Genomic DNA, 18,475 nt, shown 5'->3' with positions numbered 1-18,475 from the left:
GTTGTTTATCGATCACTAATCAACCTGTTTGACGCCGGCCGTCAAGATGTTGTTTAGTGGCCGATATGGAACCGGATGCGAAATCCCGCGGCGGGCGGCCGTGGAGCTTCGATCGTGACAAGGCGGTCGAGACCGCCATGCGGCTGTTCTGGCGGCACGGCTATGAAGGGGTGTCGATCGGCGACCTGACCAAGGCGATCGGCATCGCGCCGCCGAGCCTCTATGCCGCCTTCGGCAGCAAGGCCGGACTCTATCGGGAAGCCCTGGACCGCTATGAGAGCAGCACCGTCTCCCTCGATGCCGACCTCGTCGCCTCCGCAGCCACGCTGGCGGAGGCGGTGCGGCGGCTGCTCGAGACGGCGGTCCGGTCGGTCACCCACCCCGATCGCGAGCGCGGCTGCATGGTCTCCAGCGGGATGATCGCCTGCCATCCGGAGCATGCCGCGCTGGCCCGCGATCTGGCCATCCGGCGCGACGCCATGCGCGAGCGGATCGCGCTGGCGCTGCAGCCCTTCGCCGGCGCGGAGGAGGGCGGCCGCCTGGCCCGCCACCTGGCGGCCGTCATGCAGGGCATCTCGATCCAGGCCCGGGACGGCGCGGCGCCGGCGGAGCTGCAGGAGATCGTCGACGACGTGGTCGCGGGCGTCGCGGCGCGGTCTTCCCGCTAGGACCCGCCCTCCGGCACCGCGATCCGCACCCCGGCGGCGTCGCAGCGGCGGGCGAAGTCGGGCGGGGGCGGGCGGTCCGTCAGGACCAGGTCGACATCGGCCAGGCTGCACACCTTCACCGGCGCTTCGCGGCCGAACTTGCTGTGGTCGGCGATCACCCAGGTCTCCGCCGCCTGGGCCATCGCCGCATGCGAGAACTCGGCCTCGAACAGGTGGAAATCGACCAGCTCGCCGCGGCCGTTGATGCCGCCGACCGACAGCACGGCGCAGCGCACCTGGAACTGGCGGACGAAGGCGATGGCCGAGGGGCCGAAGGCCGCGACGTCGTCGCCGTTGACCTCGCCGCCGCACAGGAAGACGCGGTTGTCGTTGCGCGGCGCCAGGCGGCAGGCGATCTCCGCCGAATTGGTCACCACCACCAGCCGGGAGTGATGCGCCAGGGCCTGGGCGACATAGGCCGAGGTGGTGCCGTTGTCGAGGATGATCGGGTCGCCGTCGGCGATGCGGGCGGCGACCAGGGCGGCCACCGCCTGCTTGGCCTCGCGGTTGCGCTGCATCCGGCGCTGGAACGGCGGTTCCTCCAGCCCGGCCCGCAGCATCACCCCGCCCTGGAAGCGGACCACGGCGCCGGTCTCGATCAGCGGCTTGACGCTGCGCCGGGTGGTCTCGGTCGAGACCGCGAAGCGGCGCGCCAGATCGGCGATGCTGCAGCTGCCGGATTCGCGCACGGCGTGCAGGATCTCGCCCTGCCAACGGTTGGACAACATCGGCCCTGCGGCGTTCCCTCGCTTGGACATTGGGCCTATCCTATCGGCGGGGTCGCACGCCCGGTCCAGCTTCGATCGTATCCCGCCGCGAAATCGCGGTGGATTGTCACGCAATGATCATGGATTCCAACAAGAAGCCACGGGATCGATTGGCTTCGTGTGGATTTCGGGGGCTTCGGCATTGACGGGCGGCGCCCGACGGCCTATCCGTCGATCAGGGAGGCGGGAATGCCGGAGGCGTCGGATATCATCGCCGGGCTGGGCTGCTGGAGCGGGCGCGTCACCGTCGCCCCCCTGACCGGCGGGCTGACCCACCGCAACTACCGGGGCGACGATGCCGCCGGGATCCATGTCGTGCGGCTGGGCGCCGACATCCCGCATCACCACATCCTGCGCTTCAACGAGCTGGCGGCCAGCCGCGCCGCCGCGGATGCCGGTATTTCGCCCGCGGTCGAGCACGCGGAGCCGGGCATCCTGGTGACCCGCTTCGTCGAGGGCGAGACGCTGACGCCCGAGCGGGTGCGGCAGCAGGCGCCGCGGGTGCTGGCGCTGGTGCGGCGCGTGCATCGCGACATGCCGGCCCATCTGCGCGGCCCGGTCCTGGCCTTCTGGGTCTTCCACGTACTGCGCGACTATGTCCATGCGCTGGACGGGCGCCGTCCGGCGGCGGAGCTGGCCGGGCTGCTCGACCGCGCCGCGCGGCTGGAGGCGGCGGTCGGGCCGGTCGAGCTGGTGCTGGGCCACAACGACCTGCTGGCCGCGAACTTCATCGACGACGGTCGGCGGCTCTGGCTGGTCGACTGGGACTATGCCGGCTTCAACAGCCCGCTCTTCGACCTCGGCGGCCTGGCCTCGAACAACGGCTTCCCGGCGGCGGAGGAGGCGGCGATGCTGGAGGCCTATTTCGGCGCCCCGGCCTCGCCCGATCTGCGCCGGCGCTACGCCGCGATGAAGGCGGCGTCGCTGCTACGCGAGGCGATGTGGAGCATGGTGTCGGAGATCCACTCGACGCTGGACTTCGACTACGCCGCCTACACCGGCGAGAACCTGCGGCGCTTCGAGGGCGCCTGGGACGATTTCCAGAGGATGTGAGAGCGTCATGACCGCCTTTCCCACCCAGGCCCGCGCCGTGGTCATCGGCGGCGGCATCGTCGGCGTCTCGACCGCCTATCACCTGGCCCGGCTGGGCTGGGCGGACACGGTGGTGATCGAGCGGCACAAGCTGACCTCCGGCTCCACCTTCCACGCCGCCGGTCTGGTCGGGCAGCTGCGCTCCAGCGCCAGCATCACCCAGCTGCTGGGCCATTCCGTGCGGCTTTACACCGAGCTGGAGCGCGAGACCGGCCTGGCCACCGGCTGGAAGATGAACGGGGGCCTGCGCCTGGCCTGCACCGAGGCGCGTTGGACCGAGCTGAAGCGCCAGGCCACCACGGCCCGCAGCTTTGGGCTCGAGATGCACCTGCTGTCGCCCCGGGAAGCACAGGATCTGTGGCCGCTGATGCGGATCGACGACCTGGTCGGCGCCGCCTTCCTGCCGACCGACGGCCAGGCCAACCCGTCCGACATCACCCAGTCCCTGGCCAAGGGCGCGCGCATGGCCGGCGCCGCGATCTGGGAGGACACCGAGGTCACCGGCATCGAGACCAGGGACGGGCGGGTGGCGGCGGTCGTCACCAGCCGCGGCCGCATCGCCTGCGAGGCCGCGGTGAACTGCGCCGGGCAATGGGCGCGCGAGCTCGGCCGCAAGGTCGGGGTCAACGTGCCGCTGGTGTCGGTCGAGCACCAGTACATGGTGACCGAGCCGATCGAGGGCGTGACCCGCACCCTGCCGACCCTGCGCGACCCGGACCGGCTGACCTACTGGAAGGAGGAGGTCGGCGGCCTCGTGATGGGCGGCTATGAGCCGAATCCGATCGCCTGGGCCGTCGACGGCATCCCGGAGGGCTTCAACTTCCAGCTGCTGCAGCCGAACTGGGATCATTTCCAGCAGATCGTCGAACTGGCGATGGGCCGCGTGCCGGCGCTGGAGACGGCGGGGGTAAAGGAGCTGATCGCCGGGCCGGAGAGCTTCACGCCGGACGGCAACTTCATCCTCGGCGAGGCGCCGGAGCTGCGCGGCTTCTATGTCGGCGCGGGCTTCAATGCCTTCGGCATCGCCTCGGGCGGCGGCGCCGGCAAGGCGCTGGCGGAATGGATCGCGGGCGGCGAGCCGCCCTACGACCTTTGGCCGGTCGACATCCGCCGCTTCGGCCGGGCCCAGGCTGATGTCAACTGGGTGCGGAAGCGGACGCTGGAGCTGTACGGCAAGCACTACAGCATCGCCTGGCCGAATGAGGAGCATGCCAGCGCCCGGCCGCTGCGCCGGTCGCCGCTCTACGACCGCCTCAAGGCCCAGGGCGCTTGCTTCGGCGAGAAGCTGGGCTGGGAGCGGCCGAACTGGTTCGCGGCGGCGGGCGAGGCGGCGGAGGAGATCCCGGGCTTCGGCCGGCCGAGCTGGTTCGCGGCGGTGGCGCGCGAGCACCGGGCCGTGCGGGAGGCCGTCGCCGTCTTCGACCAGTCGTCCTTCGCCAAGTTCCAGCTGGTCGGCCGGGATGCCGAGGCGGCGCTGTCCTGGATCTGCGCCAACGACGTGTCGCGGCCGCCGGGCGCGCTGACCTACACCCAGATGCTGAACGCCCGGGGCGGCATCGAATGCGACCTCACCGTCGCCCGACTGGCCCAGGACCGCTACCACATCACCACCGGCACCGGCTTCGCCACCCACGACTTCGACTGGATCGAGCGCAACATCCCGGCCGGCGCCGACGCGCATCTGGTCGACGTCACCTCGGCCTACAGCGTGCTCAGCCTGATGGGGCCAAGGGCGCGGGACGTGCTGCAGGCGCTGACCCGCGACGACGTCTCGAACGCCGGCTTCCCCTTCGGCCGGGTGCGGCGGATCGCGGTGGCCGGCGCCCCGGTGCTGGCGTTGCGCATCACCTATGTCGGCGAGCTGGGATGGGAACTGCACGTCCCGACCGAATTCGCGGTCGGGGTCTATGAGGCGGTGATGGCGGCGGGGGCGGCGCACGGCATCGCCAATGCCGGCTACCGCGCGATCGAGACGCTGCGGCTGGAGAAGGGCTACCGCGCCTGGGGCAGCGATATCGGGCCGGACCACACGCCGCTGGAGGCGGGCCTCGGCTGGGCGGTGAAGCTGAAATCGAGCATCCCGTTCCAGGGGCGGGAGGCGCTGGAGGCGCAGCGCGGGCAGCGGCTCAGGAAGATCCTCGCCACCTTCACGGTCGACGACCCGGGGGTGGTGCTGCTGGGGCGCGAGACCATCCTGCGCGACGGCAATCCTGTCGGCTGGCTGTCCAGCGGCGGCTTCGGCCACACCCTCGGCAAGCCGATCGGCCTCGGCTACGTCCGCGACTCGGCCGGGCTGGACCGCGAGGCGCTGCTGGCCAGCCGCTACGAGCTGGAGGTCGCGACCGAGCGCGTGCCGTGCCGCGTGCATCTGGAGCCGCTCTACGACCCACGGATGGAGCGGGTGAAGGGGTAGGCCCTCAGATCGCCTCGGCCCCCAGCGCTGCCTGCCAGTGCTCCAGCCGCTGCTTCAGGCGCTTGTCGCGGAAATGGGTGGCGTCCTCGTCGGACAGGGTCTCGACCACCTCGAAGGTGAAGGTGCCTTCGCCATGGGCGCGCCACGCCTGCTGCAGGCCGGGATGCGAGTGGCTGCCGAAGCGCAGCATGAACCAGACGCGGTTTCGCGCGGTGGCCAGGTTGGGGCTGCGCCCGACCCAGGTCTCGCCCGACGCGACGCAGCGCACCGCATAGATCCCGACGGACACCTTCTGCTCCTTCCAGGCGGCGACGGCCGCCTTCCTGTCCTCGCGCTTCATCGGTCGATCCCGTTCCGTGGCGGCGCGAGATTATTGCCCGGGTGATATTGACGCAAGATATTTTGCCCGGGTATAAATCAGCACGCCTCGCCATTTGGGATCCTGTTGCCGTGACCGCGACCGCCTCCACGCCCTGCACCGCCTTCGAAGGCCACACGCTGCTGCTGTCCGGCCCCTTGGCCGAGGTCGCGCGGGCGGCCAGGGCCGCGTCCGGCCCCGTTCTCGTCTTCGACGACACGACCGGACGGGTGGTGGATCTCGACCTCCGCGGCAGCGAGGCCGAGATCGTCGCGCGGCTGGCGCCGGCGGACAGTGCCGAGCCGGCCGAGCCCCGCGGGCGGGGACGGCCGAAGCTCGGCGTGGTCGGGCGCGAGGTCACCCTGCTGCCGCGGCACTGGGAGTGGCTGGCGGCACAGCCGGGCGGCGCCTCGGTGGCGCTGCGCCGGCTGGTGGACGAGGCCCGGCGGACCGGCGGCGCAACGCAGCGGATGCGCGCAGCGCAGGAGGCCGCCTATCGCGTCATGTCGGCGATGGCGGGCGACCTGCCCGGCTTCGAGGAGGCGTCGCGCGCCCTGTTCTCCCGCGACCGCGCCCGCTTCGGGCAGGAGACCGCGACCTGGCCCCCGGATCTGCGAGGCTATATCACGCGCCTCGCCTTCGGCGGGCCGGCAGACGACCCGGCGAAGGCTCCCTGAGTCCGTCCGCACGGAAATCGCTTGAACTAAAGCTGACTTGAACTTGTAGGTTGCCCTCGACTCATCATCAGCGAGAGGCATCATGGACACTCTGCGCATCGGCCTGATCTACGGCAGCGTCCGCGACGGCCGGTTCTGCGACACCGTCGCCGGCTGGGCGGCCGGCGAGATCGAGCGGGCCGGCGGCTTCGCGCTCGACCCGATCGACCCGCGCACGCTCGGCCTGCCGGACTGGAGCGGCCGGCGGGACGGGGAGGGCGTCACCGCCTTCCGCGAGCGCATCGACCGGGCCGACGGCTTCGTCGTGGTGACGCCGGAATACAACCACGCCTATCCGGCGGTGCTGAAGTTCATGATCGACTGCGCCTATGCCGAATGGCAGGCCAAGCCGGTGGCCTTCGTCTGCTATGGCGGCATCTCCGGCGGCTTGCGGGCAGTGGAGCAGCTGCGCCTGGTGTTCGCCGAGCTGCATGCGGTGACGCTGCGCGACACCGTCAGCCTGGCCTTCGCCCCGCGCCGCTTCGACGCGTCCGGCCGGCTGGTCGAGCCGGAGCAGACGACCGCCGCCATGACGGTGATGCTGAAGGCGCTGCGCTGGTGGGGCACGACGCTGCGCCAGGCCCGCGCCGTCGCCCCCTATGCCGAGGCGCTGGCGTAGGCGGGCCCGATGTCGAGCCGGGATGTTCGTCCGATCGAGAGGAACGCGGCCATGGCGGTCGTTCCGATCCGGTCACTCTACGAAACGCATCTGACCGTCAGCGATCTCGATCGCTCCATCGCCTTCTATCGGGATGTGCTGGGGCTCGAATTGGCCCACAGGGTGCCCGACCGCCATGCTGCGTTCTTCTGGGTCGGCGCCAGGGAACGCAGCATGCTGGGGCTGTGGTCGATCCATTCGTCGCCCCTGCGGTTCCGGCTGCACATCTCCTTCAAGGTCGATCTGGAGGACGTGAAGCGCTCGATTCCGGCCCTCCGCGATGCCGGTGTCGAGCCGAGGCCGGCATTCGGCCTCCCCGCCGCGGAGCCGATCGTCTTCTCCTGGATGCCGGCCGCCAGCGTCTTCTTCGATGATCCGGACGGCCATTCGCTGGAGTTCATCGCCAGCCTCCCGGAGCCGCCTCGCCCGGAGCTCGGGGTCATGTCTCTCAGCCGGTGGCGGATGCTCCAGCAAGCCGGCAACGCCGGGCCGCCCGGGTAGACGCTTCCGGCCGGCAAAAAGAACCCCGCCGGAGGAGGCGGGGCTGAGGGGTCCAGTGGTGGAAGGGAGCTCTCGCACCCCCCGAGAGAGAGACGATGCCGGGGCGTGCCCTATTCCGGAATTTTCTTGAGCCTCGGATTCACGCGGCGGGATGCCGGTCGCCGGCGCGGACCTGCCGGTGCGGCCGATGACCCTTGCCCCGGTCGAAATGGAAGCGGAATGGACGAAGACGACATCAAGCGGACCCTCGCCGTCGGCGACGTCGCCAAGCGCAGCGGCATCGCGGTCTCCACCGTCCATTTCTACGAGGCGAAAGGGCTGATCGAAGGGTGGCGGACGCCGGGGAACCAGCGCCGCTACCACCGCGCCGTGCTGCGCCGCATCGCCATCATCCGCATCGCGCAACGAGCCGGTATCCCGCTGTCTACCATCCGCGGCGCGCTCGCCGACCTGCCGCACGACCACGTGCCGAACGCCCGTGACTGGCAGCGTTTCACCGATGCCTGGCGGGACATGCTGCAGGAGCGGATCGTCAGCCTGATGCAGCTTCGCGACCAGATCGCCAGCTGCATCGGCTGCGGCTGCCTCTCGCTCGAGGAATGCCCGCTGCGGAACCCCGGGGACGCGCTCGGCAGGGAGGGGGCGGGCCCGCGGCGGCTGATCCCGAAGCCGTAGCCGGGCTATTGACCTCAATCATTGTTGAGGTCCTATAAGGCGTGTCGGTCGCGACCAGCATTCGCAGAGGGAGCCCGACATTGCGCAGCCATATCGACGATTCGGAGTCGCCGGGACCCGCCGGCGCCGGGCCCATTCCCGTGGCAGCCCCGGCGGGCTGGGCCGATCTGGTCCGCGGCAGGAACGGCGTCTATGCGCTCGCCCTCGCCGGCGGCGTCACGCTGCACGCCGTCAACATGTACATCGCGACCACGGTGATGCCGACCGTGGTGGTCGATATCGGCGGGCTGGATTTCTACGCCTGGGCCACGACGCTGTTCGTGGTGACGTCGATCCTCGGCGCCGCCCTGACCGCGACGCTGCTGAAGACCGCCGGCCCGCGCGGCGCCTATGTCGTCGCCACCCTGCTGTTCGCCCTGGGCACGCTGGTCTGCTCGCTCGCGCCGGACATGGCGGTGATGCTGGCCGGCCGCAGCGTGCAGGGGCTCGGCGGCGGCTTCCTCTACGCGCTGGCCTACGGGCTGACGCGGGTGGTGCTGCCCGAGCGGCTCTGGGGCCGGGCCATCGGCCTGATCTCCGCCATGTTCGGCGTGGCGACGCTGATCGGTCCGGCGATCGGCGGCGTCTTCGCCGAACTCGGCGCCTGGCGCGCCGCCTTCTGGTCGCTGCTGCCCTTCGCCGCCGGCTTCGCGCTCCTCGCCGCCGCCACGCTGCCGCGCACCAGCCCGGACCGGAACGAGCGGTCCGCTCTGCCGCGGCTCCAGCTCGTGCTCCTGACCGCGGCGGTGCTGGCCGTCTCGGCCGGCAGCCTGGCCTCGGACAGGGCGTGGATCATCGCCGGGCTCGCCGTCGGCGTCGCCCTGGTCGCGGCGATCGCAGCGGTCGAGGCGCGGGCCGGGGCAAGGCTGCTGCCCCGCCGGTCCTTCGGCACCGCCACGCCGCTCGGCGCCCTCTACCTGATGATCGCGCTGCTGATGCTGAGCATGCAGCCGGAGATCTTCGTGCCGTATCTGCTGCAGCAGCTGCACGGCCAGTCGCCGCTCGGGGCCGGCTATCTCGCCGCCCTGATGGCGATCGGCTGGACGGTGGCGTCGTTCCTCAGCTCGCGCTGGCAGGAGCGCGGCGGCGACCGCCTCGTCATCGCCGGGCCGGCGCTCGCCCTGGCCGGCCTCGTCCTGCTCGCCGCCGTCCTGCCGGCCGAAGGGGCGGGCGACTGGTTGCTGCTGGCCCCGATCTGCCTCGGCCTGATGCTGATCGGCGTCGGCATCGGCCTGGCCTGGCCCAGCCTCGTCACCCGCGTCTACCAGAGCGCCCCGGCCACCGAACAGGACCTGGCGGCGGGCGGGATGACGACCGTCCAGCTCTTCGCCATCGCCTTCGGCACGGCCTGCGCCGGGATGGTCGCCAACCTCGCCGGCATCGCCGAGCCCGGCGGCCTCGCCGGGGCGTCCAGCGCCGCCTTCTGGCTTGCCGCTGCCTTTGCCGCCGCCCCTGCGCTGGGGATTGCGGTCGCGGTGAAGGTCGTGCGCCTCACCGGCCGGACGGGGCGGGCATGATCGCGGCGATCCTCGACTCCCGCGCCTTCGCCGTCCTGGCGCGGGTGGTGCTGACCTTCGTCTTCTGGTCCAGCGGCCTGGCCAAGCTGGTCGATTTCAGCGCCAGCGCGGCCGTGATGGAAGGCTTCGGCCTCACCCCCGGATGGGCGGTGAACGCGGCCACGCTGGCGCTGCAGCTCGGCGCCTCGCTGGCGATCGTCGCCAACCGCTGCGTCTGGCCGGCGGCGGGGGCGCTGGCGGTCTTCACCCTCCTGACCATCCCGGTGGCGCATCCGTTCTGGGCCAAGGAGGGCGAGGATGCGTTCTGCGACATGACGGTCGCGCTCGAGCATGTCTCCCTGATTGGCGGGCTCGCCCTGGCCGCGATCCTGTCGCGGCGATCGGCGCCGGACCGGAGATAGCGCGTCAGCGGGCGAAGGTGGCCAGCGCGACGCCGCCGAGGGTGAGGGCCAGGGCGCCGATCTCGCGCAGGCCGAACGGGTCGCCCAGCAGCGCCACCGAGGCGAGCACGCCGATCACCGGCGTCACCAGCGCCCCGATGGTGGCGACCGAGGCCGGCAGCCGGCGCAGGGCCGCGAACCAGGCGACATAGGCCAGGCCGAAGGCGAGGGCGCCGCCATAGACCAGCGCCAGCCAGTGGCCGGCGTCCAGCGCCGCGAAATCCGGCTGCTCGAACAGCAGCCAGAACAGCAGCAGCGGCAGCAGGCCGAGCCCGGTCTGCCAAGCCACCAGGGCCATCGGCGGCATCGCCACCGGCGCCCGCTTGGCCAGCACGGTGCCGAGCGCGAACAGCATCGACCCGGCCAGGGCGAAGGCGACGCCGGGCAGCTTGGCGGCGATATCGGCCTCGCCAGGCGTGCCGTGCGCCACCAGCAGCACGATGCCGGACAGGCCGAGCACCAGGCCGATGCCGCGGGCCGGCGTCGGCCGCTCGCCCAGGAGCGGCCAGGCCAGAAGCCCGGCCCAGATCGGCGGGGTGTAGGCCAGGATCGTCGTCTCCGACGCCCGCAGCCACAGCAGCGACAGGGTGGTCAGCGCCATCCAGGCGGTGACGTTGAGCGACGCCGCTAGGCACAGCCGGCCCCATTGGCCGCGCGGCGGCATCAGGGATTCGCGCCGGGCCAGGGCGATCGCCAGCACCAGGGCGGTGCCGATCAGGCCGCTCGCCGCCCGCACCGAGAAGGGCGGCAGCACCGCCACCAGGTACTTCACCAGGGGCCAGTTGAAGCCCCATATCAGGCTGGTCGCGACCAGGAATCCCAGCCCCTGGACCGACAGGCCCGGTGCCTTGGACGCGGCGTTCGTCACCATCCGGCCGGCCGCTAGACGACCACGGGGCTCTGCAGCCCATCCATCGTGATATTGACGCCGGTGATGTAGCTCGCCTTGGCCGAGGCCAGGAACAGCACCGCGTCGGCGATCTCCTCCGGCTGCGCCCCGCGGCCGAGCGGGATGCGCGACACCGCCCGTTGCCGAGCCTCCTCCAGGGTGATGCCGTGCAGCCGGGTCTCGGCCTGCAGCCCTTCGGCCACCCGCTCGGTTTCGGTCAGGCCGGGGTTGACGCCGACCACGCGGACGCCCTTGCCGGCATAGGCGGTGGCGAGGCCGGCGGTGGCCAGCATCAGCGCGGCGTTGGCGGCGCCGCCGGCGATGTGGACGGTGGCCGGCACCTTGCCGCCATTGCCGATGACGTTGACCACCACGCCGGCGCCGCGCGCGGCCATGCGCTTCACCACCGGATCGATGACGTTGATGTAGGAGAAGAACTTGGCGTCCATCGCCGCCTTGTAGGCGGCCGGGGTCAGCTCCTCCACCGGGGTGCGCCGGGCGGCGCCGGCCGAATTGACCAGCACGTCGATCGGGCCTAGCGCGCGCTCCGCCGCCTCGACCGCCGCCAGCGCCGCCGCGGCGTCGGTCAGGTCGGCGGCGATGGCGACGCTTCCGGGCAGTTCCGCCGCGGCGCGGTCGAGATTGGCTCGGGCGCGCGACACGATGGCGACGCGCGCGCCCTCGGCCAGGAAGGCCCTGGCGCAGGCCAGGCCGATGCCCTTCGATCCGCCGGTCACCAGCACGGTCTTTCCGGTCAGGCCGAGATCCATGGAACGCTCCTCAATGACAGCGTCGCCGGCCCCGGTCCGTCATTGCGAGGAGGCGAAGCCGACGAAGCAATCCAGGGGCCGGAGTGAGCGGCCCTGGATTGCTTCGCTCCGCTCGCAATGACGTGTTGGGAGGCGCAGCCGGTGCGGCGACTCAGATGATCTCGAAGTACCGTGCCAGTTCCCAATCGGTGATGTGCTTGCGGAATTCGCGCTCCTCCCATTCGCGGGTCGCGGCGAAATGCTCCACCCAGTCGTCGCCGAACAGGCCGCGCGCGGGTTTCGACGCGCGCAGCCGCTGCGCCGCGTCCCACAGCGTGCGCGGCAGCTCCATCCGGCGCGGGAAGGTCTTGGCATAGGCGTTGCCCTTGACCGGCTCGCCCAGCTCCAGCTTGCGCTCGAGGCCCCACAGGCCGGCGCCCAGCGCCGCGGCCAGGACGATGTAGGGGGTGGCGTCGGCGGCGGCGATGCGGAACTCGACCCGCTGGCTCTTCGGCCCGCCCTGGATCACGCGCAGCGCCGTGGTCCGGTTCTCCACCCCCCAGGTCGCCGAGGTCGGCGCCCAGAAGCCCGGCACCAGCCGGGAATAGGCGTTCACCGTCTGCGCGATCATGGCCAGGAGCTCCGGCATCAGCGCCTGCTGGCCGGCCACGAAATGGCGCATGACGGCGCTCATCCCGTGCGGGTCCTTCGGGTCGTGGAAGGCCGGCTTGCCCTTGCCGTCGACCAGCGACATGTGGATGTGGCCGCTCTGCCCAGGCACCTCGTTCGACCACTTCGACATGAAGGTGGCCATCAGGTTGTTGCGCTGGGCGATCACCTTGGTGAAGGTGCGGAACAGCGTCGCCTTGTCGGCGGCGGCCAGGCCGTCATCGACGGCGATCGCCGCCTCCAGCACGCCCGGCCCGGTCTCGGTGTGCAGCCCCTCGATCTCGCAGTCCAGCGCCTGCATGGTGGACAGGATCTCGTGGTACAGGTCCGACCACACCGTGTTGCGCAGCGTCGAATAGCCGAAGAAGCCGGGCGTCAGGCTGGTCAGGTTGCGGTAGTGCTTCTCGCGCACCGAATGCGGCGTCTCGTCGAACAGGAAGAACTCGTATTCGAACGCCGCCTTCAGGCCGAAGCCCATGCCGGCGGCCTTGTCCAGCATCCGGCGCAGCAGGGCGCGCGGGCACACCGCCTCGGCCTGGTCGGCCAGCTCGCACAGGAAGAAGGGCAGGTCGTTCTCGAAGGGCAGGCGGCGCATCGTCTCCGGCAGGATGCGCACCGGCGCGTCGGGATAGGCGGTGTGCCAGCCGGTGTAGCGGGCGTTGTCGTAGAGCTGGTCGTGGCTGTCCCAGCCGACGATCACGTCGCAGAAGCCGAAGCCCTTCTCCAGCGCCGACAGGAACTTGTCGCGCGAGATGTACTTGCCGCGCAGGATGCCGTCGACATCGGTCAGCGCCACCTTGACGTGGTTGTACCCGCCCTCCTGCACCAGCTTGCGGGCGTCGTCGCCAGTAACGCGTGGGGCGGTGAAGCGGGCAGGGGCTGCGGTGCGAGAGCTCGCGGCCCGGGATGAGGGTTGCGCCATGATCGCTCGAAGTCTCCCGTTTCCTGTCGCCCGCCGCTTGGCCCGGAGGATCCGGTGCGGGTCGAGTTGCGGAGACTATTCAGAGCATGCCTGACGAAGCGGCGGCAAGACGGGCCGCGACGCAGCGTGCAATACCCTTGTCGGCGTTGTGGTTCGGTGAGACAGTTTCTGCCGGATCCGGGCGCGTCCCGTGTGGGATCATGCCCGTTCTTGTGAGGGAGCGATCCAGGAAGCAGTCCAGAACGACAACAGGGAGCGCGCATCGATGTCCCAGGACGCTCGCGGTCCGGGAAGCCCGCACGACATCTCCGACGATGTGAAGGTCCTGCACAGCATGGGCTATGCCCAGGAGCTGCTGCGGCGGATGTCCGGCTTCTCCAACTTCGCCATCTCCTTCTCGATCATCTGCATCCTGTCCGGCGGCATCAACTCGCTGGGGCAGGGCATCGGCGGCGTCGGCGGCGCCGCGATCGGCATCGGCTGGCCGCTCGGCTGCCTGGTGTCGCTGATCTTCGCCCTCGGCATGGGCCAGATCGCCTCGGCCTATCCGACCGCCGGCGGCCTCTACCACTGGGGCTCGATCCTCGGCGGCCGGGCGCTGGGCTGGTTCACCGCCTGGTTCAACCTGATCGGGCTGATCGCGGTGCTGGCGGCGATCAATGTCGGCACCTTCCTGTTCGTGGTCGGCGCCTTCGGGCCCCAGCTCGGGCTCGAGGCCAATGCCTGGACCCAGTTCATCTTCCTGGCGCTGCTGACCGGCAGCCACGCGCTGTTCAACCATCTGGGCATCCGGGTGACGACGCTGCTGACCGACCTCAGCGGCTATCTGATCTTCCTGGTGGCGGTGGCGCTGACCATCGCCTTCCTGGCCTATGCCCCGGCGATCGACGTCTCGCGGCTATGGACCTTCACCAACTACAGCGGGCCGGCCGGCGGCGACGTCTGGCCCCAGCACAGCAGCCTGCTGATGGTGTTCCTGCTCGGCCTGCTGCTGCCGATCTACACCATCACCGGCTTCGACGCCTCGGCCCACACCTCCGAGGAGACGGTGCAGGCGTCGCACAACGTGCCGCGCTCGATGGTCCGGTCGGTGGTGCTGTCCGCGGTGTTCGGCTACGCCATGCTGGTCGCCTTCGTGCTGGCGATCCCGAACATGGACGAGGCGGCCGCCCAAGGCTGGAACGTGTTCTTCTGGACCTCGGACGCGGTGCTGCCGGCCGGGCTGAAATACACGCTCTATTTCGGCATCGCCGTCAGCCAGTACCTGTGCGGCCTGGCCACCGTGACCTCGGTGTCGCGGATGATCTTCGCCTTCGCACGCGACGGCGGCCTGCCGGCCTCCGGCACGCTGCGCAAGGTCAGCCCGACCTTCCGCACGCCGGTCGCCGCGATCTGGACCGGCACGGTGCTGGCCGTGCTGCTGACCGTCTATGCCGACCTCTATTCCATCGTCGTCTCGGTGGCGGTGATCTTCCTGTTCATCTCCTACGGCCTGCCGGTGGCGCTCGGCGCCTGGGCCTATGGCCGGACCTGGACGCAGATGGGGCCGTGGACGCTGGGCGGCGCCTACCGGCTGGTGGCGGTGCTGTGCGTCGCGGCGGCGGTGCTGATCTTCATCATCGGCGTGCAGCCGCCGAACGAAAAGGCGCTGTACATCACGCTGGCCTTCCTGGTGATCACCGCGATCGTCTGGTTCGGGCTGGAGAACCGGCGCTTCCAGGGGCCGCCGATCGGCGACGCCATCCGCCGGCGCCAGGCCGAGATCGCGGCCGCCGAGCAGGCGGTGGGCGAGGCGGCCGGCACCGCGGTCGGCGAAGCCGGCAAGGCCTGATCCGGACCGCTGTCATCGAAGGGGCGCCCGGCCGGGCGCCCCTTTTTCTTGCCGTCGGGACGGGGCCGATCTAAACCGTATAAGTCGTACAATACGGCCGCCGGTCGACGGCGGCAGGTTCAGGGGAAACGCAGGATGAAGGTCGTCATCACCGGTGGTCTCGGTTTCGTCGGGCTGAACCTCGCCCGGGCACTGCTGAAGCGGGGCAGCCTCACCGGCATCTCCGGCCAGCAGGAGCCGATCGACGCGATCACCCTGTTCGACATGTCGGCGCCGGCCGAGCGGCCGGAGGGTCTCGACGACCGGGTGTCGATCGTCACCGGCGACATCTCCGACCGCGCCACCGTCTTCGGCCTGGTCGACCGCGACGACATCTCGGTGTTCCACCTCGCTTCGATCCTGTCGGGCGGCGGCGAGAAGGACTTCGACCTGGCGCTGAAGGTCAATCTCGACGGCGGGCTGAACGTGTTCGAGGCGGTGCGGGCGCGGCAGGGCGGGGCGCAGCGCCTGGTCGCCGCCAGCTCGATCGCCGTGTTCGGCGGCTCGGTCATGCCGAAGGTCGTCACCGACGAGACCAAACAGACCAGCCAGACCACCTACGGTATCACCAAGACGATCTGCGAGCTGCTGGTCAACGACTACAGCCGCAAGGGCTTCTTCGACGGCCGTTCGGCCCGGCTGCCGACCATCTTCATCCGCCCGGGCAAGCCGAACTCCGCCGCCTCCAGCTTCTGCTCCGGCGTGTTCCGCGAGCCGCTGAACGGCGAGGAATGCGTGCTGCCGGTGACCCGGGCGCAGCTGCCGATGCTGGGCTACCGCAACTGCATCGCCAGCTTCATCGGCCTGCACGAGGCGCCGGCCGCGGCGCTGGGCGACGACCGTGCCGTCAACCTGCCCAGCCGCGCCTATACGGTCGAGGATATGGTCGCCGCGGTGAAGCGGGTGGCCGAGAAGTACCAGATCAAGCTCGGACCGATCACGACGAAGCCGGACCCGGTGATCCAGGCGATCGTCGACGGCTGGGCCACCGACGCCTCCTGGGACCGCGCCAAGGCCCTGGGCCTGCCGATCGACGAGAGCATCGACCGTGTGGTCGAGGACTACATCGAGGACTTCCTGCCGAGCCGGCACTGAGGCCGCTTTTCCCCTGCTGTCATCGCCGGGCTTGACCCGGCGATCCAGGGGCCACCCAGAGCGGCATTGAGATTCCTGGATGCCCGGGTCAAGCCCCGGGCATGACAGTTGGGGGCGTGGGGCTAACCGTCTCACGCCGCGCCGGCGGCCTCCAGGATCAGCGCCGCGATCTCCTTCGGATGCGAGACAATGCCGAGATGGCTCGACGGCAGCTCGATCGTCTTCGCGTTCATCCGCCTGGCCATAAAGCGCTGCAGGTCGGGGTTGATCGTCCGGTCCCGGGCCGAGACTTGGTAGAAGCTCGGCTTCGACCGCCATGCCGCCTGCGTCACCTTGGCCGTGAACAGCGTGTCGGAGACGCGGCCCTGGACGGCGTAGAGCACCCGCGCCCTGGCCGGGTCGACGTCGCCGGCGAAGTCGCGCAGGAACGCCTCCTCGTTGAGCCAGAGATAGCCGCCGGCATGCACTAGCCCGGCGCTCGCCGGCGGGGTCGGGTAGGTCTTGGCCAGCGCCGTGTAGTCCTCCTCCGCGTCCGGCGCGCGGGCGGAGCAGTAGACGAGGGCCGAGACCTTCGGATGCACGCCGGTCTGGGTGATCACCTCGCCGGCATAGGAATGGCCGACCAGCACGGTCGGGCCGTCCTGCAGGTCCAGGATGCGCTGAGTGAAGGCGCAGTCCTCGATCAGGGACTGCAGCGGGTTCTGCACCGCCGTCACGGTCAGCCCGGCCTGTTGCAGCCGGGGGATGATCTCCACCCAGCAGGATCCGTCGGCATAGGCACCGTGCACCAGCACGACGTTGCGGGCGCGCGGCGCCGCGACCGGCATAGCCGGTGCGGCCGCCGCCGCGGCGCGGGCATGACCCGCCGCCAACACGGCCGCGCCGCCGGCGGCCAAGCCCATCAGAAACTCACGGCGATCGATGGCGTTCAGCATGGTCTTCTCTCCGCAATGCAAGGGCGCCTCCGGTCCCTCCGGAAGCGGCGCTCGACCGCCTCCGTATGTGGATAGTGCGTCTGAGCGGTATCTGCGTATTCGAATGTCGGCCGAAGATAGTTTCATGAATACATGGCAATGATCGTCGTCGGCCGAGGCCCTTCGCGACGGAGGGGCTGCCGAGGCTGGTTTTCGGGTTCCCGCGCCGCTATCGGGGCGACCATCTCGGCGCCCTGCGTCATGAGCGACTGATACCGGTACCAGATTTGTACGATCAAACCGCCGAATCCGTTTGACCCGCCCGGACCATCGGCTACCCTCTGCGGCAACGATCGGCGGCCAGGATGCCTCCGGCAGCGCTCAGAGGGAGGGGGCATGGCCTCGGTTTCGATCCGTGGTGTCACCAAGAGCTTCGGCACCGTTCCGATCATCCATGGCGTCGACATCGAGATTGGCGACCACGAATTCGTGGCGCTGGTCGGCCCCTCCGGCTGCGGCAAGTCCACCCTCCTGCGCATGATCGCGGGGCTGGAGCGGATCACCGGCGGCGACATCTCCATCGCCGGCCGCCGCATCAACGACGTCCCGCCGAAGGAGCGGGACATCGCCATGGTGTTCCAGAACTACGCGCTGTATCCGCACATGACGGTGCGGGACAACATGGCCTTCGCCCTGATGCTGGCCAAGACCGACAAGGCCGAGATCGACCGGCTGGTCGGCGAGGCCGCGGGCATTCTCGGCCTGTCGGCGCTGCTCGACCGCTATCCGCGGCAGCTGTCCGGCGGGCAGCGCCAGCGCGTCGCCATGGGCCGCGCCATCGTGCGCGACCCGCAGGTGTTCCTGTTCGACGAGCCACTGTCCAACCTCGACGCCAAGCTGCGGGTGCAGATGCGCACCGAGATCAAGCTGCTGCACCAGCGGCTGAAGACCACCTCGATCTACGTCACGCACGACCAGGTCGAGGCCATGACCATGGCCGACCAGATCGTGGTGATGCGCGACGGGCGGGTGGAACAGGCGGGCGCGCCGCTGCACCTCTACGACAACCCGGCCAATGTCTTCGTCGCCGGCTTCATCGGCTCGCCGGCCATGAACTTCATCGACGGCACCGTGGCCGATGGCGGCGTTCGCGCCGGCGACGGCACGCTGCTGCCGCTGCCGCCGAATGCCTCGGTCGCGCATGGTCAGCGGGTGCGCTACGGCGTGCGGCCGTCGCATCTGCGCGTCGCCGCCGACGGCGCCGGGCTGCCGACCGAGGTCGAGGTGATGGAGCCGACCGGCGACGACACCTTCGTCTACGGCCGCATGGCCGGGCAGGAGATCTGCGCCATGTTCAACGAGCGCCAGAGCTTCGGCCCCGGCGACACCATCCGGCTGCAGCCCGATGTCGGGCGGATCCACCTGTTCGACGCGGAGACCGAACGCCGCCTCTGACGGCGGCGGCTTTCAGACAGGATTTTCAA

General features: G+C 70.4%; 18 protein-coding genes. 12 read left to right on the top strand and 6 right to left on the bottom strand.

Going from position 1 to position 18,475, the window contains the following annotated elements; all coding sequences use genetic code 11:
- The first annotated feature begins 65 nt into the window (after positions 1-65).
- Complete coding sequence (locus tag LG391_RS04190; protein ID WP_225767633.1) at positions 66-668, top strand: TetR/AcrR family transcriptional regulator; 603 nt, start codon at positions 66-68, stop codon at positions 666-668.
- On the opposite strand, the gene LG391_RS04185 is transcribed toward LG391_RS04190, so the two are convergent.
- Positions 665-1,465: a DeoR/GlpR family DNA-binding transcription regulator gene (locus LG391_RS04185; RefSeq protein WP_225766707.1), complete on the bottom strand. Its 801-nt coding sequence runs from the start codon at positions 1,463-1,465 to the stop codon at positions 665-667. The genes LG391_RS04190 and LG391_RS04185 overlap by 4 nt on opposite strands.
- Positions 1,466-1,663: 198 nt before the next feature.
- Between LG391_RS04185 and LG391_RS04180 the strand changes: the two genes are divergently transcribed.
- Complete coding sequence (locus tag LG391_RS04180) at positions 1,664-2,527, top strand: choline/ethanolamine kinase family protein (protein ID WP_225766706.1); 864 nt, start codon at positions 1,664-1,666, stop codon at positions 2,525-2,527.
- Between the two features lie 7 nt (positions 2,528-2,534).
- Positions 2,535-4,979 (top strand): FAD-dependent oxidoreductase, encoded by a 2,445-nt coding sequence (locus LG391_RS04175; protein ID WP_225766705.1) that lies wholly within the window; start codon positions 2,535-2,537, stop codon positions 4,977-4,979.
- A 4-nt stretch (positions 4,980-4,983) separates the two neighbouring features.
- On the opposite strand, the gene LG391_RS04170 is transcribed toward LG391_RS04175, so the two are convergent.
- Positions 4,984-5,319, bottom strand: coding sequence for a GIY-YIG nuclease family protein (locus tag LG391_RS04170; protein WP_225766704.1), 336 nt, complete (start codon positions 5,317-5,319; stop codon positions 4,984-4,986).
- A 110-nt stretch (positions 5,320-5,429) separates the two neighbouring features.
- On the opposite strand from LG391_RS04170, the gene LG391_RS04165 reads away from it, so the two are divergent.
- The 6 genes from LG391_RS04165 to LG391_RS04140 all read left to right on the top strand — a co-directional run bounded on the left by LG391_RS04165 (position 5,430) and on the right by LG391_RS04140 (position 9,844).
- Entirely contained in the window at positions 5,430-6,014 is a 585-nt protein-coding gene (locus tag LG391_RS04165) for a DUF2239 family protein (RefSeq protein ID WP_225766703.1), read from the top strand.
- Between the two features lie 82 nt (positions 6,015-6,096).
- The gene (locus LG391_RS04160) at positions 6,097-6,672 is read left to right on the top strand and encodes an NADPH-dependent FMN reductase (protein WP_225766702.1); all 576 of its coding nucleotides are present in this window, start codon (positions 6,097-6,099) and stop codon (positions 6,670-6,672) included.
- A 51-nt stretch (positions 6,673-6,723) separates the two neighbouring features.
- On the top strand, positions 6,724-7,212 hold the full coding sequence (locus LG391_RS04155) for a VOC family protein (protein ID WP_225766701.1): 489 nt from the start codon (positions 6,724-6,726) through the stop codon (positions 7,210-7,212).
- A gap of 219 nt (positions 7,213-7,431) precedes the next feature.
- Positions 7,432-7,887: a redox-sensitive transcriptional activator SoxR gene (gene soxR, locus LG391_RS04150; RefSeq protein ID WP_225766700.1), complete on the top strand. Its 456-nt coding sequence runs from the start codon at positions 7,432-7,434 to the stop codon at positions 7,885-7,887.
- A 140-nt stretch (positions 7,888-8,027) separates the two neighbouring features.
- Complete coding sequence (locus LG391_RS04145; RefSeq protein WP_225766699.1) at positions 8,028-9,443, top strand: MFS transporter; 1,416 nt, start codon at positions 8,028-8,030, stop codon at positions 9,441-9,443.
- On the top strand, positions 9,440-9,844 hold the full coding sequence (locus LG391_RS04140; protein ID WP_225766698.1) for a DoxX family protein: 405 nt from the start codon (positions 9,440-9,442) through the stop codon (positions 9,842-9,844). Before LG391_RS04145 ends, LG391_RS04140 begins: the two co-directional genes overlap by 4 nt.
- 4 nt (positions 9,845-9,848) lie before the next feature.
- On the opposite strand, the gene LG391_RS04135 is transcribed toward LG391_RS04140, so the two are convergent.
- The 3 genes from LG391_RS04135 to LG391_RS04125 all read right to left on the bottom strand — a co-directional run bounded on the left by LG391_RS04135 (position 9,849) and on the right by LG391_RS04125 (position 13,112).
- Positions 9,849-10,754 (bottom strand): DMT family transporter, encoded by a 906-nt coding sequence (locus tag LG391_RS04135; RefSeq protein ID WP_225766697.1) that lies wholly within the window; start codon positions 10,752-10,754, stop codon positions 9,849-9,851.
- A gap of 11 nt (positions 10,755-10,765) precedes the next feature.
- The gene (locus tag LG391_RS04130) at positions 10,766-11,542 is read right to left on the bottom strand and encodes an SDR family oxidoreductase (RefSeq protein WP_225766696.1); all 777 of its coding nucleotides are present in this window, start codon (positions 11,540-11,542) and stop codon (positions 10,766-10,768) included.
- A gap of 151 nt (positions 11,543-11,693) precedes the next feature.
- Positions 11,694-13,112 carry a glutamine synthetase family protein gene (locus LG391_RS04125; protein ID WP_225766695.1) on the bottom strand — a complete coding sequence of 473 codons (1,419 nt, stop codon included), beginning with the start codon at positions 13,110-13,112 and terminating at the stop codon, positions 11,694-11,696.
- 265 nt (positions 13,113-13,377) lie between these two features.
- Between LG391_RS04125 and LG391_RS04120 the strand changes: the two genes are divergently transcribed.
- Positions 13,378-14,943 carry an amino acid permease gene (locus LG391_RS04120; protein WP_225766694.1) on the top strand — a complete coding sequence of 522 codons (1,566 nt, stop codon included), beginning with the start codon at positions 13,378-13,380 and terminating at the stop codon, positions 14,941-14,943.
- A 135-nt stretch (positions 14,944-15,078) separates the two neighbouring features.
- The gene (gene denD / locus LG391_RS04115) at positions 15,079-16,077 is read left to right on the top strand and encodes a D-erythronate dehydrogenase (protein WP_225766693.1); all 999 of its coding nucleotides are present in this window, start codon (positions 15,079-15,081) and stop codon (positions 16,075-16,077) included.
- Positions 16,078-16,208: 131 nt separating this feature from the next.
- Here the strand turns inward: denD and LG391_RS04110 are convergent, their stop codons facing one another.
- Complete coding sequence (locus LG391_RS04110) at positions 16,209-17,012, bottom strand: alpha/beta hydrolase (protein ID WP_225766692.1); 804 nt, start codon at positions 17,010-17,012, stop codon at positions 16,209-16,211.
- Positions 17,013-17,387: 375 nt separating this feature from the next.
- Here LG391_RS04110 and LG391_RS04105 point away from each other — a divergent pair, with 375 nt between their 5' ends.
- Complete coding sequence (locus tag LG391_RS04105; RefSeq protein ID WP_225766691.1) at positions 17,388-18,446, top strand: ABC transporter ATP-binding protein; 1,059 nt, start codon at positions 17,388-17,390, stop codon at positions 18,444-18,446.
- Positions 18,447-18,475: the final 29 nt, after the last annotated feature.

Source organism: Inquilinus sp. Marseille-Q2685, assembly GCF_916619195.1.
Taxonomy (GTDB): domain Bacteria; phylum Pseudomonadota; class Alphaproteobacteria; order DSM-16000; family Inquilinaceae; genus Inquilinus.
This window is presented reverse-complemented; position numbering and strand designations above follow the sequence as displayed.